The sequence below is a fragment of the Marinomonas sp. UCMA 3892 genome, assembly GCF_012726345.1.
In the GTDB taxonomy this organism is placed as follows: domain Bacteria; phylum Pseudomonadota; class Gammaproteobacteria; order Pseudomonadales; family Marinomonadaceae; genus Marinomonas.
On sequence record NZ_PTXN01000001.1, the window covers coordinates 376,079 to 392,081 of the forward strand.

Annotated in this window: 12 protein-coding genes; 11 read left to right on the forward strand and 1 reads right to left on the reverse strand. The window is 39.9% G+C overall.

All coding sequences use genetic code 11. The features are described from left to right. Window positions 1-46 precede the first annotated feature (46 nt). From B6N13_RS01910 to B6N13_RS01930, 5 genes are read left to right on the forward strand one after another with little or no spacing between them, the layout of a single operon-like run. Window positions 47-877 carry a TnsA endonuclease C-terminal domain-containing protein gene (locus B6N13_RS01910; RefSeq protein WP_169458278.1) on the forward strand — a complete coding sequence of 277 codons (831 nt, stop codon included), beginning with the start codon at window positions 47-49 and terminating at the stop codon, window positions 875-877. After that, complete coding sequence (locus B6N13_RS01915) at window positions 864-2,936, forward strand: DDE-type integrase/transposase/recombinase (protein WP_169458279.1); 2,073 nt, start codon at window positions 864-866, stop codon at window positions 2,934-2,936. Before B6N13_RS01910 ends, B6N13_RS01915 begins: the two co-directional genes overlap by 14 nt. 9 nt (window positions 2,937-2,945) lie before the next feature. Continuing rightward, window positions 2,946-4,601 (forward strand): ATP-binding protein, encoded by a 1,656-nt coding sequence (locus B6N13_RS01920; RefSeq protein ID WP_248280192.1) that lies wholly within the window; start codon window positions 2,946-2,948, stop codon window positions 4,599-4,601. Window positions 4,602-4,613: 12 nt separating this feature from the next. Next, window positions 4,614-6,140, forward strand: a complete 1,527-nt coding sequence (locus B6N13_RS23640; RefSeq protein ID WP_169458281.1) for a TnsD family Tn7-like transposition protein — start codon at window positions 4,614-4,616, stop codon at window positions 6,138-6,140. A gap of 36 nt (window positions 6,141-6,176) precedes the next feature. After that, window positions 6,177-7,817: a Tn7-like element transposition protein TnsE gene (locus B6N13_RS01930; RefSeq protein WP_169458282.1), complete on the forward strand. Its 1,641-nt coding sequence runs from the start codon at window positions 6,177-6,179 to the stop codon at window positions 7,815-7,817. 292 nt (window positions 7,818-8,109) lie between these two features. Here the strand turns inward: B6N13_RS01930 and B6N13_RS01935 are convergent, their stop codons facing one another. Beyond that, a complete protein-coding gene (locus B6N13_RS01935) occupies window positions 8,110-9,258 on the reverse strand; it encodes an oligogalacturonate lyase family protein (protein WP_169458283.1) in 1,149 nt (382 codons plus the stop codon). A 263-nt stretch (window positions 9,259-9,521) separates the two neighbouring features. Between B6N13_RS01935 and B6N13_RS01940 the strand changes: the two genes are divergently transcribed. From B6N13_RS01940 to kdgR, 6 genes are all read left to right on the forward strand, one after another. Next, window positions 9,522-10,403 (forward strand): sugar ABC transporter permease, encoded by an 882-nt coding sequence (locus tag B6N13_RS01940; RefSeq protein ID WP_011978601.1) that lies wholly within the window; start codon window positions 9,522-9,524, stop codon window positions 10,401-10,403. Between the two features lie 2 nt (window positions 10,404-10,405). Beyond that, a complete protein-coding gene (locus B6N13_RS01945; RefSeq protein WP_072838980.1) occupies window positions 10,406-11,317 on the forward strand; it encodes a carbohydrate ABC transporter permease in 912 nt (303 codons plus the stop codon). A 9-nt stretch (window positions 11,318-11,326) separates the two neighbouring features. After that, window positions 11,327-12,460, forward strand: a complete 1,134-nt coding sequence (gene ugpC / locus B6N13_RS01950) for a sn-glycerol-3-phosphate ABC transporter ATP-binding protein UgpC (RefSeq protein WP_169458284.1) — start codon at window positions 11,327-11,329, stop codon at window positions 12,458-12,460. A gap of 83 nt (window positions 12,461-12,543) precedes the next feature. Beyond that, the gene (locus B6N13_RS01955) at window positions 12,544-13,830 is read left to right on the forward strand and encodes an ABC transporter substrate-binding protein (RefSeq protein WP_169458285.1); all 1,287 of its coding nucleotides are present in this window, start codon (window positions 12,544-12,546) and stop codon (window positions 13,828-13,830) included. 241 nt (window positions 13,831-14,071) lie between these two features. Continuing rightward, on the forward strand, window positions 14,072-14,821 hold the full coding sequence (kduD, locus tag B6N13_RS01960; RefSeq protein WP_100186646.1) for a 2-dehydro-3-deoxy-D-gluconate 5-dehydrogenase KduD: 750 nt from the start codon (window positions 14,072-14,074) through the stop codon (window positions 14,819-14,821). A 257-nt stretch (window positions 14,822-15,078) separates the two neighbouring features. Next, complete coding sequence (gene kdgR, locus B6N13_RS01965) at window positions 15,079-15,861, forward strand: DNA-binding transcriptional regulator KdgR (protein WP_100186656.1); 783 nt, start codon at window positions 15,079-15,081, stop codon at window positions 15,859-15,861. Window positions 15,862-16,003 lie beyond the last annotated feature (142 nt).

The window sequence follows — 16,003 nt, forward strand, 5'->3', positions numbered from 1 at the left end:
CTATTCCCCTTGTATAGTTGTTTATAAACTATACAAGGGGGCTCTAATGGTTGCTGCGTACAATCGCTTTTCAGCGGAGAAAATATCTCAAAAAATTAAAAAAGGCTGTGGTAATGGTGAGCTTCAATACTATAAGCCTTGGTTGAATATCCATGAATTTACGTCTACCGGTCGATCCCACAGAACACTATGCAATACATCTGGGAGATTATTGCATTTATTCTCAGATTTAGAGTTTGCGTATTCGTGTTTGTTCGATTGGAGTGAAAATGTTTCAGATATTCGGGAGCGTTTTCCTTTAGTCGTTGAAGATGTCTGTAAAATATCTGAAGAAGCCAAAATTCCCATATTAAGTCATAAGTCTGTTCCTCAAATTCGCTTTTCTGATTTCTTAGTTGCTGATTGTTCCCATCCAAACCGACAATATGCGGTCGATATCCGCTATTCTAATAGCTTAAATACGCCTTCTGTATTGGAATTTATAGAGTTGCAACGTCGATATTGGAGTGCAAAAAATATTGGTTTTTTTGTTGCAACTGAGCGAAACCTTTCAAAAATAGTTCTAGATAATCTTAAGTGGCTTTTACCAGCAGAGGGTGTGTTAGAGCAGAACAGCACCAATTTACTTAGTCAATATGAATTCTACAGCATACAAATGAGTCTCTTTGCTGATAGGTCGATTATTGATTTTACAAAGCATATTGATACTACATACTCTATGGATATGGGTGAAAGCTTACTGATTTTTAGGAAGCTTTTAGCTAATCGATTTATATATTTTGACCTAAATAAACCATTAAAAAACCTATTTTGCAGAGACTTTGTATTTACAAGGGGAATTGATGAAGTGAGAGGGTTTTTAGATGCTGCAAATTAATAAGGTTTTTGAATTTGATGGACGACTATATAGAGCACTATCAATCACTAGTTCTAATGTTAGGTGGATAGAGATATACAATGATAAAGCCCTACCAGAAGAAATCACCCGACTTGAGTTTGAAGAGCTTCATTCAAATAATGAGATAATAGCCGCCAATGATCCTTTTACAAAAGGTGCCGTGAGTGCTAGTGAGGCAGCGTTAAATAGGCGAGATAAGAGTTTTGCTCTGATAGAGTCAATTATTAATTCAGAAGACATTTTTCATCCCCCCTTACGTTCTAAACTCGTGAACGAAATTGTCAACCAAAAATTGGCGACAAAAAAAACAGTATATCGTTTACTTAGGGCGTATTGGCAAAAAGGGCAGTCTATAGATGCACTTACCCCGCGCTTTGGAGAGCGTGGAGGGCGAGGAGAACTCCGTTCCAATATTAATAAGCCTGGTAGGACTCCACTTTATAGTGATGCAAAAGGAACAATTGTTAATGAAGATATTAAGAAACTTTTTCATAAAACAATCAGTCAAGATCTATTAATCAAAAAGCCTAAGTCTCAACTAGATGCTTACCTAGAGTTTAAAGAGTCTTTTGCTAAGTCATACCCTGATGTTTCAGATGAGGATTACCCTACTTTACGCCAGTTCACTTACTATTATCAACGTAACTATCGAGCTGAGACTCGTTTAAAATCACAAACATCCTTGGTTAACTATCAAAAAGATCATCGGCCCTTAAAGAGTACTTCAACAGCTAATGCACTTGGTCCAGGGAGTCGTTATGAGATAGATGCAACAATTGCTGATATCTATTTGGTTTCAGAAGATAACCGACAAAATATCGTAGGTCGACCGACAGTTTATTTTGTCATAGACGTATTTAGTCGGATGGTTGTAGGTATGTATATCGGTTATGACAATCCTTCTTATGTGGTCGCTATGCAGGCTATCGTTACGGCCTGCACTGATAAAAATAAACTCTGTAGGCAAGCAGGTATAGACATAGATGAGTCTGATTGGCCTGTTTGTGGTTTACCCGATGCTATTTTAGCGGATAGGGGAGAGTTGTTGGGCCATCAAATTGAAGCTCTCACATTAGGTTTTGGGGTAAGAATTGAAAATGCTCCACCAAGAAGAGGGGATGCTAAAGGTATTGTTGAACGCGCTTTCAGGACGGTTCAGGATAAATTTAAACCGTATTTACCAGGCATTGTAAAAGGTGCCCGTATAAAAAAACATGGTGAATCGGATTACCGTGCAGAAGCCAAAATGACGGTTAAGGAATTCACCCAAATTATTCTTAGAATTGTGATCCATCACAATAATTATAAGCAGATACCTACCTACGATCCTGATGAAGCTATGCCTGCTTACATTCCTCGGATTCCAAGAGATATATGGAACTGGGGCGTCCAAAATAAAACCGGTATGTTAAGAGCGGCTGACTTAGAAAGCTTAAGAATAGGGATGCTGCCAAGGAAATCGGCGACACTATCGGAGCGAGGTTTAAAAGTTTGGGGGGTCGACTACACAAGCTCTGAAATTTTTCAATCTGGTTGGTTAGTTCGATACTCTGGACATGCTCGCCCTAAAGGCCTTGAGGTTGCATATGACCCTGATAATGCGGATTTTGTTTATCTTTTTACCGACAACTCGAAGAGGGAATATTGGCGATGCCAAATAACGGATCGATGTCGACGTTTTCGTGGGATGACATTTTGGAAGGTTTGGGAACTCCAGTATTTAGAGAAAACAACACAAAAAGATTACCAGTCCCGTGAATACCAAAAACAAGCAGAGCTAAATAAATTCATCGAAGAAACAAAGAAAAGAGCTGAGAAAGAGTTTGGGAGCTTAGATATAGATAAGAGTAACCAGCAACGCATCAAAGATATCAAAGTTAATAATATGCTCGCAATTGAACAAGAAAGATTAAGCAGAGGAAAAGTGGATAAACCGAACAAAACTAAAGCGACTGTTATTTCGCTACACAGTGAAGAGGATGATTATGATTACCCTTCTTTTGTCCCGAGCCTATTTGATGATGAGCCAGATCAGTAGAGGATGAATATGAAAGTTATTGCACAGTACAGCAAAACAGGGATTAGCTCATATGATGGGAATCCTTTGATTGAAGCATTGCCTCCAATTATTGATTCGTATCTTGGAGTTAAAAGTTTACGTTCAAATATTGTTTTTAATGATAGCGACTTTGCAGCAGAGCGCCCGATTAGGGCTCACAATATTTGTCGTATTATGGATGAATACTTCCAGCCGCTTGGAGCTCATGCGAGATTAAGTGAGCGAATTGATGCAATGATTCGATTGGGGTATGTGGCAAGAAATCCGGCCACTGGCGATCTTCAAAAGCATTTGCAAAATGGATATGAGCGACTTCAATCTGGTGATCTTGGTGCCTTCCGATTTGAGGATGCAAAGTCGTCTGCTCAAAGTACTACTCTGATCGGTTGTTCCGGTGGTGGTAAAACTACTGCTTTAAGACGTATTTTGAGTGCCTACCCTCAAGTTATTTACCATCCTAATAGAAATCTTGACCAGGTTGTGTACCTCAAAATTGATTGTTCTCATGATGGCTCTTTAAAAGAGATATGTCTCAATTTTTTTCGAGCATTAGATAAATTGCTTGGTACTCAATATGAAGATAAGTATGGGTTAAAGAAACGTAATGGTACGGAGACTTTACTGGCGATAATGGCTCAAATTGCGAATGCCCATACCATAGGGTTGCTCGTTATTGACGAAATCCAACATTTAAGTAAAAGCCGTTCTGGTGGTTCTGAAAAAATGTTGAATTTCTTTGTGACTTTGGTCAATACAATAGGACTACCCGTGTTGCTGATCGGCACACCCAAAGCAAGGGAGATATTTGAGCTAGATCTTCGCTCCGCAAGAAGAAGTGCAGGCTTTGGTGCTTTTTATTGGGAAACTATCCCACAATTTGATAGGAAAGGGTCTCCAAACCTAGAGTGGCGTGCGTTTACTGATTCATTGTGGAAGTTACAGCTGTTGCAGGATAGAGAGTTGACGTTAAGTGATGATGTACGAAATACGTGGTATGAGCTTAGTCAGGGCGTGATGGATATTGTGGTAAAACTTTTTGTTTTGTCTCAATTAAGAGCTCTAGCAATTGGAAGAGAGAGGATTACGTCTGGTTTACTGAAAAGCGTGTATGAGACTGAATTGAAACCAGTTCACCCAATGTTAGCTGCTTTACGGTCAGGTAAAGCAGAGAGAATTGCTCAGTTTTCGGATCTTGTTGTTCCAGAGCTAGATAAAAAACTTATTCATTTAAGAACTGAAATTGTTAACAATGATGCTGAAACCGATCAAGATAAGGCGTTTAAAGTTTTAGTTATAGAGGATGAGCGCCGAGTGTTTATGGCTCTCAAATCTGAATTTTCATTGGATTTATTGGTTTCAACTATTCATCAAATATTTTCAGAAAACTCCAAAATGACTTTTGTCCAGGCGCTACCAATAATTATGCCTTTACTACAAAGTGCTAGCGAACAAAAAAATAAGCATGAAGAAGTCAAAAAAGAAAAGAATAAAGCGATAAGTATTACTAGAAAACAATGGGGTGATTTGCCAAAAGAAGATGTTAGGTCTTTATTTTCTAATAAAAAACTTGGAGTTGCTGATGAAGTGTATGATGGTTTAATTAAACGATCTTTGATTCTAGATACCCAGCGGCTAGTTGTTTAAAAGGAGAAGGACGTGCTCAATTTTCCTGTGCCTTATGATGCAGAAACAATTTATAGTGTCATTGCAAGAGCTGGCGTCAATCTGGCCGTATTGAGTCCAAAACAGCTTTTAGATGATGTGTTTCAAGATCGAAAGGTTGTCGCTACCATGGACTTGCCTTGTAACCTTAATAAAATTGCTTTTCATTTGCAGGCTACAGGAAAGTTTAGTGCCTTAGAGCTTATATATCAGCATACACTTTTTCCCTTGTATGCTGTTTTTGTGCCTGAATATACAAGGTTAAAAGCAATTGAACTGATGTGTGAAAGTAGCGGCGGTACCGTTCATATGATGCTCGGTATAGCTGCTTCAAATGTTAAGACTGACGGCTACTTTAGGTATTGTAAGTCTTGTCTCCAAAGTCAATATGAGCACTATGGAGTAGCTTATTGGAAGAGAGAATGGTTCCTTCCTGCTTTAAAGTTTTGTAGCGAACATGGCGAACTATCTGTTATGACAAGTTCCTTTAAAGAACACCGTCATTCGTATTTTTCCGCTTCAGATCTTATTGGCCTATCTGTCACTAAGGATTCAAAACGCGGTGAAATCGGTCAGAAAATTTCAAGTAAAGCGATTGAGCTTTTGCAAATACCACCTATCACTTCGCCATCAACTAACCAGTGGACAGCATTTTATAAGAAACTGGCTAGTGATTTGTCATATACGAAGGGGAAAAATGTATGTCACAGCTCTATTTATGAACGTTTTATTGCCTCTTTGCCTGAAGCATCTTTAAAAGAATGGGGGTTATATGAAGGCCTGGATTCAGAAACTGGTTGGTTGAAAACGATGTTTCGTAAACATAGGAAATCATTTAGTTACCTTCAGCACCTTTTGATCTGGCATGTGTTTTTGCCTGAGCTGGAGGTTAAAGAAATTATTAGGCAAGTTTGCAACATGCCCTTGAATAAAACTAAGCATAGACCGGTTGTTGAAAAAAATTTGGAACCGTCTGGTGAGTGTTTAGAAAAACGTTGTGAGTGGGAGATGATTGTCAAAAAGTTAGGGGTGAAAGGTGCTAGAAGCTCAAATGGCGGCGGAGCTTTATATGCCTGGCTCTATAGGAATGATCGAATATATTTTCTTGCTTTCAATGCAAAATATAAGAAAAAAGAAAACGGAGCTAGAGTTCAAAAAGTGAACTGGAAAGAGCGGGATATTAAGCAAACTAAGCGATTATTTCGACTATTGAATGATTCTGAGGCTAACTTCCCTAAGCAGCGTATGTCAGCTAATTGGTTTTTAAAACAATTAGGTAGAGACTCTATGATTTATGCTTATAGAGATAAAATGCCATTGACTTGGCAGTTTCTAAATACTTTTTCTGAAAATGTTGTCGAGTATCAACTAAGAAGAGTGGCTAAGTATTGTGCAGAGCAAGAGCGGAAAGGCAATGATATTAAGCCGTGGAAGTTATATCGTGAAGCTGGTTTGAGCGATCAACGTATTAGAACTGAAACAAGAGCTGTTCTTAGCGGGTTAGGGTATATAGACGCGTAAAATATAGATCAAAATATCTGAAAAGGAGCCTGTACATTGAAGAGTTTAAACTATCCACATAACGCGAAAATTGTACATGTAGGAAACTTAATTAAGAATGAGGAGCACAGTCATTGGTTGATCAATGTTAGATCGTTTCCGCTTATGAAAGAGCGGAAAACGGATGTTTTTTCTTCATTACCCGAACTGGCTCGAGGAAGAATAATTAATCAAACTAAGCATGTAGTTGATGATCGAGTGTCAATAAAATTTGCGGTGCCTGACGTGTCAAATGTTGCTGAAACTAAGCTTGGTGCTTTCTCTGAACTTTATCCAAACTCGAGTTATATAGAGAGCTTGGAATCCGACCAATATGCGTTTTCCATACCGGCTAACTTAAATGGTTCAGTTGTAAATATATTGATTCCCGAACTTGAGTTGGCTCGAATAACTATATTGCAGTTTTCTTATCTCTGCCGAGCGTGTATGAATTCAACAAGTTTACTGGTTGATTTTGATGTGTCGTATGATGATGAGGAAGATCTTCTAATTATTGATGTTATCAATAATCAAGTATTTCCTAAGTCAGCTCTACAGAACGCAGGTTTGAGAAATTTACTGGCGTGGTTGTTGTTTGATAACAGTGCGATGCTGTCATTTAAAAGTGTTTATCAAAATCTACAAAAAGAAATGAGTAAGCAAGGTGAATGGGATACTTGGCTTTTTCGTTTTGATTTGCCTGACATCTCGGATTGGGATTTGGATTGTGTAGGTCGGTACAGTAGTGATCAATCTATGTTTATAGTAGATGAGATTGTAGGTGTAAAAATTGCGAATGAGATGCCAGGTACAATACGGTATCAAGGGAAGGGCTTTACTGAAAACATAAATCGAAATGAGCCTTCTCCTTCAGAAAAAATGACTGATTCTTCAAATACTAGAGCGCATGAATTAGATGCAGATGCTGTACCGAATGATGAGTATGTGGAGCATTTCTCAAACACATCCCTAATGGTCAAGTTCAAGTCAATATTCACTTCTGAAGTGATTCGAAAACCACATGCCATAACAAACAATAATAGGTTAGGTGAAACTAAAGATAGAGATAAAGACATCAGGCGTGGCTCAACTAGTGAGCCAACAGTTATGGGGGACGATAAACCAATATCTGTAGGAGGAGCTAGAGACCCTGAAGAGCAACAAAGACAACTCAAAAACCGTTTCAAACTATTTTCTAAAGTAATTGATGCTCTTGCTGCTAAGAAGAATATCACTGTTAATGAGCGAGATGTTTTTGAAAAATTGAAACAGGTTGGTAAAAGTAGGCTACATAAATTATCTGATGGCCTAAATATTCGTAGTATACAATCTGTATCTTTGACTTATAAAGTCGGAAGTAGCGAAAAAGATTTTATTATTCTAGAGGTGGATGTATCTGATGGCATCTCTCCATTATCAACACTCATACTTCCTGCATTTGATGAAAAAGAGTGGCCAGATATATACGAATCAATAAGGTATGAATTGGTGAGAAATAGTTTGAAATGGCCTAAGAGGCATTTAATTTCGATATGTCAAAGAACCGAAAGAAGCTACAGAACTGCTATTCACCCGAAATCTGATTTGTTATTAGTAGAAGAGAATGATCAAGCAGCCGTGAATAGTTGGACTAGAAATATTTTTTCTAAGTTGTATTAGGCATTGATTGATTCTTGACAGAAGGGGGGATGATTGTAGAGATAGGGTTTGGTATAAAAGTGCGAGCATCAAAACTATTGCAAACTAAGTATACTTAACTATGTGGTTTTTTTGGTCTTGATTATTTTTGAAACATTTTTGCAGTATACATAACTGTGTGTTTTATTTGCCCTTTTAACGTCGTTCTAGGATACTTAACTATTGAATATCCACAAAACCTAGCTATGGAACATGAACGAAACATAGCTAGGTAAAGTTATACAGAGAGTAACGCGTTTAACAAGTCAGTGCTTTACAGGGTTGCGAGGTAAATAGCGGGTGTGCCATTTACGTCTGAGCTGTAGAGCACTGATTTATCATCTGGTGTGAAAGAAGGATGAGGGTGGTTGATCTGACGATCACCGTTTAAGACTTTCCAGCTGGTATTGTGTTCTGTAATAGGGTGAATGCTTGCGTCAGATAGATTAATCAAATACAGGTTAGGGTCATTTTCGATGTCGTGGCCAGTATTATCGGCAACATCTACTGGTGTGCCTGAACCATCACCAACCACTAAAGTGCCGTCGTAGTTGCTCATTAGATGACTGCAAGCTGGCATTTCAGCTTCTACTTTAAATGCTAGGCTTGTTGCATCCACAGAGTAAAGCTGGCGCTTGTCTGTATTGGGTCGATAAGACACAAACATCATTTTTGAACCATCAGGAACGAAAAATTCGTGAGTGCACGACTCTTCTTCGCTTTGCTCGTAGACCTTGCGTATGTTGTCGCCGTTTTCATCTATCATCCACATCCGAGTTTCAACTAAGTCGTGCGGGCCTTCATGGCAGAAAGCGATGGTATTATCATCATTAGGACGATAAAGCGGATGGCCAAGCCAAATATTTTCTTCGAAGATGGTTGTACGTTGACCTGTTTTTAGATCGATTGAGATTAAGCGACAGCGCGGTTTTTGGTGATAAAACTGAGCAAATTTTTGCCAGCTATCTAGCTCCATATAATCCGTATCTTTTATTTCTATCGCCACGACTTTCGTGCAAGCTGAATTAGGTACCCAAGTGCCGTAGCCTACCCAGCCTTTAGCCACTTCGTATAAAACACTGTGTTCTTGGTTCTTAAGATCGACACGAATGAGTTGCTTGTTATTTTTTACAAAGATCAGTGCGTCATCTTGCGTGGTAAGAAAGCCGCCAAATACATTGTCGCCTTTACCTTCGGTGAGCTGTATAGCAGTTTCATCTTGTAAATCTAAAAGATGGTAGTTTCTTTCGGTATCAAAATTGGCTGAGATAAGAAGCTTATTGCCATCTTCTGTGAAGCATTTTTGATAAAAATAGTTTCGATTACACACATTGCTATCAGGTGTTAGCTGAGTAACGATTGACCCTGTCTTTTCGTCAGTTATGCGTTTAAATGCCAAGGATGTGGTGGTGCCTAGTGACATGATTTCCTCTCTTATTTTTGTTTGCAGCTTCGTCTTTACTGATGGATTTGTGCTCTTCTTTCTATTGTTGCTATTCCTACGCTAGTTGAGCTTTTTCTATCTGAACACCGAGTGAAAAACAGATTAACAGCTATTTTAAATTTATTCACCAATAAAAATGAAAAAGTGTTTTGAAAAAATTAATTAATTATTGTTATTTTTTTATTGTTCTTCTAGTATGTTTTCACAACGTCAAATAAAAACAACATTCAGAGTTAAAAACTATGTATGAAAATAAGCGTTTAGGGTTGCTGTACATCAGTCCTTACATAATAGGGCTTCTAGTATTTACAGCGTTTCCCTTCCTCTCATCCTTGATCATCAGTTTTACTGACTACGATCTAATTAATCCGCCAGAGTACATTGGCTTAGATAACTATCGTTACATGATGGATGACGATACCTTCTACCAATCTATGGGGGTAACGTTCGCGTATGTGTTTCTGACCATTCCGCTGAAATTAGCTTTCGCACTCTTTATTGCCTTTGTGCTGAACTTTAAGCTTCGCGGCATTAAGTTCTTCCGTACTGCTTATTACATCCCTTCTATCTTGGGTAGTAGTGTGGCAATAGCGGTATTGTGGCGCGCTATATTCTCACTCGATGGCTTGCTGAATAGCTTTTTGGGTATCTTTGGTGTCGAGGCGATCTCTTGGTTGGGCGAGCCCGTGTTTGCCATGTTCTCCGTAACCTTGTTGCGTGTTTGGCAATTTGGTTCGGCTATGGTGATCTTTTTGGCTGCTCTGCAGAGTGTTCCACAATCTCAGTATGAAGCTGCCATGATTGACGGTGCATCTAAATGGCAAATGTTCACCAAGATCACCGTGCCTCTTATTACTCCTGTTATTTTCTTTAACTTCATTATGCAAACCACTCAGGCGTTTCAAGAATTTACGGCGCCGTATGTTATTACCGGCGGTGGTCCTGCTAAATCGACGTATTTGTTCTCGCTTTATATCTATGAGACGGCGTTTAAGTATTTCGATCTTGGTTATGGTAGTGCGCTTGCTTGGGTGTTGTTTGTTGCTGTGGCGATATTTACGGCGATTTCATTCAAATCATCGAAGTACTGGGTGTTCTACTCAGGTGATAAGGGTGGTAAATAATTATGAATAAAGTATTCCCTAATAAAGCAGCGTTATCCGCTGACCTTAAGAATAACCCAACACTAAGAGCTGAAATTCGTAAGCAACGAGTAGGCGCATCTATTCGTTACATTATCTTGCTGTTTTTTGGATTGGTGATGTTGTATCCGCTGTTTTGGATGTTCTCAGCAGCTTTTAAACCAAACCATGAAATCTTTAGTTCTTTGAGCCTTTGGCCGAAAGAATTTTCGCTAGATGGTTTTATTAATGGTTGGAATACCGGCACGGAATATACCTTTGGACGATTCTTTCTAAACACCTTGTATTACGTGGTGCCGAAAGTGATTTTGACGGTGATTTCATCGGTCATTGTAGCTTATGGATTTGCTCGCTTTGATATCCCATTTAAGAAATTCTGGTTCGTCACCTTGGTGGCTACCATTTTGTTGCCAACGTCTGTGTTGTTGATTCCCCAATACTTGATGTTCCGCGAAATGGGCATGCTAGACAGCTATTTGCCTTTGTATTTACCGATGGCATTTGCGACGCAAGGTTTCTTTGTCTTTATGTTGATTCAGTTCTTGCGTGGCTTGCCAACGGATATGGAAGAAGCAGCACAAATCGATGGTTGTAACTCTTATCAGCTGCTTTGGTACATCGTAGTGCCTATGTTGAAGCCTGCGATTATCTCTGTCGCGCTGTTCCAATTTATGTGGTCAGTAAACGATTTTTTGGGGCCGCTTATTTATATTTCCAGCGTAGAAAAATACCCAATCGCATTGGCTCTTAAACTGTCCATTGATGTGACTGAAGGTACTCAGTGGAATGAAATTCTGGCTATGGCATCCATTGCCATTGTTCCGTCAATTGTTGTTTTCCTAATCGCACAGAATTACTTCGTAGAAGGAATTTCGTCCGGTGGCGTTAAGGGATAGGTGAATAGTATGTCTAAAGTTGTATTTGAAAATTTGACCAAAGTGTATTCGAACGGCTTCAAAGCAGTTCATGGTATTAACCTAGAAATTGAAGACGGCGAGTTCTTGGTTGTCATCGGGCCTTCTGGTTGTGCGAAATCGACGACATTACGTATGTTGGCGGGTTTGGAATCGGTTACTGGCGGTTCTATTAGTATTGGTGGCAAGGTCGTAAACAGCTTACCACCTAAAGATCGCGGTATTGCCATGGTGTTCCAAAACTATGCGCTTTATCCCCACATGAGTGTGCGTGAAAACTTAGGCTTTGGTTTGAAATTAGCAAAAGTTAGCAAGGCGGATATTGAGAAACAAGTCAACGAAGCCGCAGAACTTCTTGAACTTACGCCTTTGCTAGATCGCTTACCGCGTCAGCTTTCTGGTGGTCAGGCGCAACGTGTTGCAGTAGGCCGTGCCATTGTTAAGCGCCCGCAGGTGTTCTTGTTTGACGAGCCTTTGTCTAACTTGGATGCCAAGTTACGAGCGTCTATGCGTGTGCGTATTTCGGATTTGCATAAAACGCTGAAAAAGACCAATCGTTCGGCAACCAGTGTTTATGTTACCCACGATCAAACAGAAGCCATGACTATGGGCGACCGTATTTGCGTGATGAAAGACGGTCATATCATGCAAGTGGATACGCCTGCCAACCTCTATAAATACCCGAAAAACCTGTTTGTTGCGGGATTCATCGGCGCGCCAGAAATGAACATGGTTGAGACGCGTTTAGATCGCACTGGTGAAGGCAAGTGTCACTTGGCTTTGTCGTCTCAGATGTTAGGTTTGCCAGATGAAAAACTCCAGAGAGTTCTAACCAATTTTACCGAAGACGTGGTGTTTGGTATTCGTCCTGAATTCATCAAGTTAGCAGATGAAAATTCGCCGCAGGATGAAATCATCAAGGGCACGATTGTGCGCATGGAAAACATGGGCGCAGAGTTTTACGTCCACTTTACCGTAGAAGATAGAGAGCTTTGTACACGAGTTCCTTCTGATGTCGTAGAAGCTAAATTGTTGGATTCAATCGGGAAAGAACAGCGGTTCCATTTTGAAATGAGCAACGCTCATATTTTTGATAAGAAAACTGAGATAAATATCTCTTTGTAAGACTTTTGCACGACAGCTAAACCGCATAAAGCAAGGGTGATAGTCGTGCAAAAATTGAGTAATCACTAACGAGGAAAAAGGACATGAAAATAAAAACAATAGCTCTGTTAGTCGGATTGGCTTCTGCTGGTTCAATGGTGAGTGTGAATGCAAACGCGGAAGATTTGCGTATGTCATGGTGGGGAGGCAACTCCCGACACACAGCAACCAATGACGCTGTTAAAGAGTTCGAAAAAGTACATCCAGATATTTCTGTTAAAACAGAATACACCGGCTGGGGCGGTCATCTAGAAAGATTAACGACTCAGATTGCGGGTAATACTGAACCAGATGTCATGCAAACAAACTGGAATTGGATGCCGATCTTTTCTGCACGAGGAGATGGCTTTAAAGATCTACGTGAATACAGCGACGTATTGGACCTTACTCAGTTCGATAAATCCGCTCTTGATGCCGGAACAAATAACGGAAAGCTCAATGGCATCCCTGTTTCCATGGCAGCACGTATTTTCTATTACAACAAAGATACATGGGCAAAAGCTGGCCTTCCATACCCAGTAACTTGGGAAGATTTAATGGCTGCTGGGCCTGTTTTTAAAGAAAAACTTGGCGATGAGTTCTTTCCTATCATTCTTGAAGGTCGTGACATCATCGCAATGAACCGTTCGTTTATGGTTCAAAAATATGGCATTCCAATGATCGATGAGGCGAATAAAAAATTCGCTTACTCCGATGCACAGATGCTTGAGTTTTTCAAAATGTATGAAGACATGGTGAAAAATCATGTCGCGCCAAGCAGTAAATATGTGGCGGGCTTTGGTAAGGCTAATTTGTACGAACATAAGCCATGGATCAATGGTGAATGGGCTGGTGTTTACATGTGGAACTCAGCAATCAACAAATATAACGACAACTTAAAGCCACCTATGTCATTGGATATTGGCTTTTATCCAATGAGAAAAGGCGCGGCTGATGCTGGCTTATTCTACAAGCCAGCACTAATGCTTTCTATTGGCAAAAATAGTAAGCATCCAAAAGACGCAGCTAAGCTGATTAACTTCCTTTTGAATGAACCTGCCGGTTACAACGCAATGGGTCTAGCTCGTGGCGTGCCTTTGAGCTTGGCGGCTCGTCGAGCTTTATCTTTGGATGGCACTATCAAAGACTCTGACTTATCTGTCGCTGGGTTAGCGCAAATAGACGACTTACCTAAAAATATTCTTACATCAGCTCATTTTGAAAATCCTAAGTTATTGGGGCTTTTCGAAGAGATGATCGAAAAAATGGACCAAGGCGATATCAAGGTTGAAGAGGCAGCTAAAGAGTTTATGTCTCAGGGCAATCGCATTTTACGTAGAGCCATTAAATAAGTAGGAAAGCACTTTTTCAGATGTTGAAAGAGGATAGAGAGTATTGGATGAGGCGCGTTCGCGCGCCTCTACTTCTGCCAAAGTACATATGTGAAGTGTAAGTACGTTAGGTGGGAGCCTTCAGGATAGGAGGATACATACAACGCAAATGATTTTAAAACTTTCAATGCCCCGCGCATCGAGAGCGGACAGCAAGGCGGGAAATTGCTTGTCCAACTATTATAAACACGAGGAATAAAATATGTTCGATCTGACGGGTAAAGTAGCCATTGTGACGGGATGTAATACAGGTCTTGGTCAGGGAATGGCTTTGGCTCTAGCAGGCGCTGGTGCAGATGTTGTTGGCGTAAATAGAGATGACCCAACAGAAACAATTGAATTGATGGCAAAAACAGGTCGTCAATTTCATAGTGTCATTGCTGATATGAGTAAAATAGACAGTGTTGACTATGTTGTTAAAGAAGCCGTATCTGCTTTTGGTAAAGTCGATATTCTTGTTAACAATGCGGGCATTATTCGCCGCAATGATGCGATAGATTTTACGGAAAAAGATTGGGATGATGTAATGGACCTGAATATTAAAGCGGTCTTTTTTATGTCTCAGGGCTTTGCTAGACAGGTTATCGCTCAAGGAACATCCGGCAACATTATTAATATTGCTTCTATGTTGTCTTACCAAGGCGGTATTCGAGTACCTTCTTACACTGCGTCGAAAAGTGGCGTGATGGGGGTAACTCGCTTACTGGCAAACGAATGGGCAAAGCATGGTATTAACGTCAATGCGATTGCGCCGGGTTATATGGCCACAGACAACACAGCGGCATTGCGTGCGGATGAAGATCGTTCTAGTGAAATATTAAGCCGTATACCTGCGGGTCGTTGGGGAACACCTGGCGACATGGCTGGACCGATTGTCTTTTTGGCGTCTGAAGCATCGCGTTATGTGAATGGTTATACCATTGCGGTAGATGGCGGCTGGTTAGCTCGTTAGCTCGTTAGCTAGTTAGCTAGTTAGCTTTTAAGTCTTTTAGTTTTTAGGAAAAAATAAAGGAAAAGATGAGCTTTACAGGTGCATGCGGAACATTTTTTATCAAAACGATGCTTCCGCATCTTGCCGCAGTGATATTTTTTGCAACTTGTATAATATCTTAATTGTGAATTAAGTTTCATTTTGTAATGCTGGGATGTATCTATATGCAGAATTACTCTACAATTACAAAAACACATTTCAAAAAAAATGAAACTTATATGATAAATGAAGAAAATACTCAGCAAATAGAACCCGTATCTTCTGTGATGAAGGTATTTGCTATTCTAAACGCTTTAGCAGAACACAAGTCCTTGGGTGTTACAGAACTGTCTCAAATCGTCATGACGTCAAAAAGCACTGTGTATCGCTTTTTGCAAACTATGAAGATGTTAGGTTTTGTGTCACAAGAAGGTGACGATGATCGTTACTCACTTACACTGAAGCTGTTTGAAGTCAGTGCGCGAGCTTTAGAGCATGTTGATTTAGTCGAACTTACCGAGCCTTATATGTCTCGTATTGGTGAGCTGACAAAAGAAGCATTGCACCTTGGTATTCGTGATGGTGACGGTATTATTTATATATACAAAGTCGATGCTCAATACAACTTGCGTATGCAATCTCGTATTGGCCGCCGCAATCCGCTTTACTCTACTGCAATAGGTAAAGTACTGCTTGCCGAGCGCCCAGAAAGCTACATTCGTGATGTTTTAAAAGACACTGAATTCCTGCCTTCTACGGCTAAAACACACCGTTCTATAGACTCTCTTTTGGTCGAACTAAAAGAAGTGAAAGATTTAGGTTACGGTGTGGATAACGAAGAGCAAGAAGAAGGCCTGCGATGTATTGCCGCGCCTATTTATGACCGATTAGGTAATGTTATTGCTGGATTGAGTTTATCTTTTCCAACATTACGTTATACACCTGAAAAATTTGAAAAATACGTTAGTTTGCTACAAGAAGCAGCAGCGAAAGTATCTGAAAAATTAGGTTACACTAAGTAGTATCCATCCGTAATAGTTATCTAGAATATCAAAAGCTGGAGTGATTTCGCTCCGGCTTTCTTTTCTTTGTTCATCTGCTTTTCTTTCTTATCTATTAGTCAGTTTATTCATTCGAATAGCCAACTTTGTAAAATTCGTTTTT

Excerpts from the sequence above, each read along its gene's own strand:
- B6N13_RS01935 (WP_169458283.1), bottom strand. The coding sequence starts at position 9,258 with ATGTCACTAGGCACCACCACATCCTTGGCATTTAAACGCATAACTGAC.
- B6N13_RS01940 (WP_011978601.1), top strand. The coding sequence starts at position 9,522 with ATGTATGAAAATAAGCGTTTAGGGTTGCTGTACATCAGTCCTTACATA.
- B6N13_RS01920 (WP_248280192.1), top strand. The coding sequence starts at position 2,946 with ATGAAAGTTATTGCACAGTACAGCAAAACAGGGATTAGCTCATATGAT.
- kdgR (WP_100186656.1), top strand. The coding sequence starts at position 15,079 with ATGATAAATGAAGAAAATACTCAGCAAATAGAACCCGTATCTTCTGTG.
- B6N13_RS01915 (WP_169458279.1), top strand. The coding sequence starts at position 864 with ATGCTGCAAATTAATAAGGTTTTTGAATTTGATGGACGACTATATAGA.
- B6N13_RS01955 (WP_169458285.1), top strand. The coding sequence starts at position 12,544 with ATGAAAATAAAAACAATAGCTCTGTTAGTCGGATTGGCTTCTGCTGGT.
- B6N13_RS01945 (WP_072838980.1), top strand. The coding sequence starts at position 10,406 with ATGAATAAAGTATTCCCTAATAAAGCAGCGTTATCCGCTGACCTTAAG.
- ugpC (WP_169458284.1), top strand. The coding sequence starts at position 11,327 with ATGTCTAAAGTTGTATTTGAAAATTTGACCAAAGTGTATTCGAACGGC.
- kduD (WP_100186646.1), top strand. The coding sequence starts at position 14,072 with ATGTTCGATCTGACGGGTAAAGTAGCCATTGTGACGGGATGTAATACA.
- B6N13_RS01910 (WP_169458278.1), top strand. The coding sequence starts at position 47 with ATGGTTGCTGCGTACAATCGCTTTTCAGCGGAGAAAATATCTCAAAAA.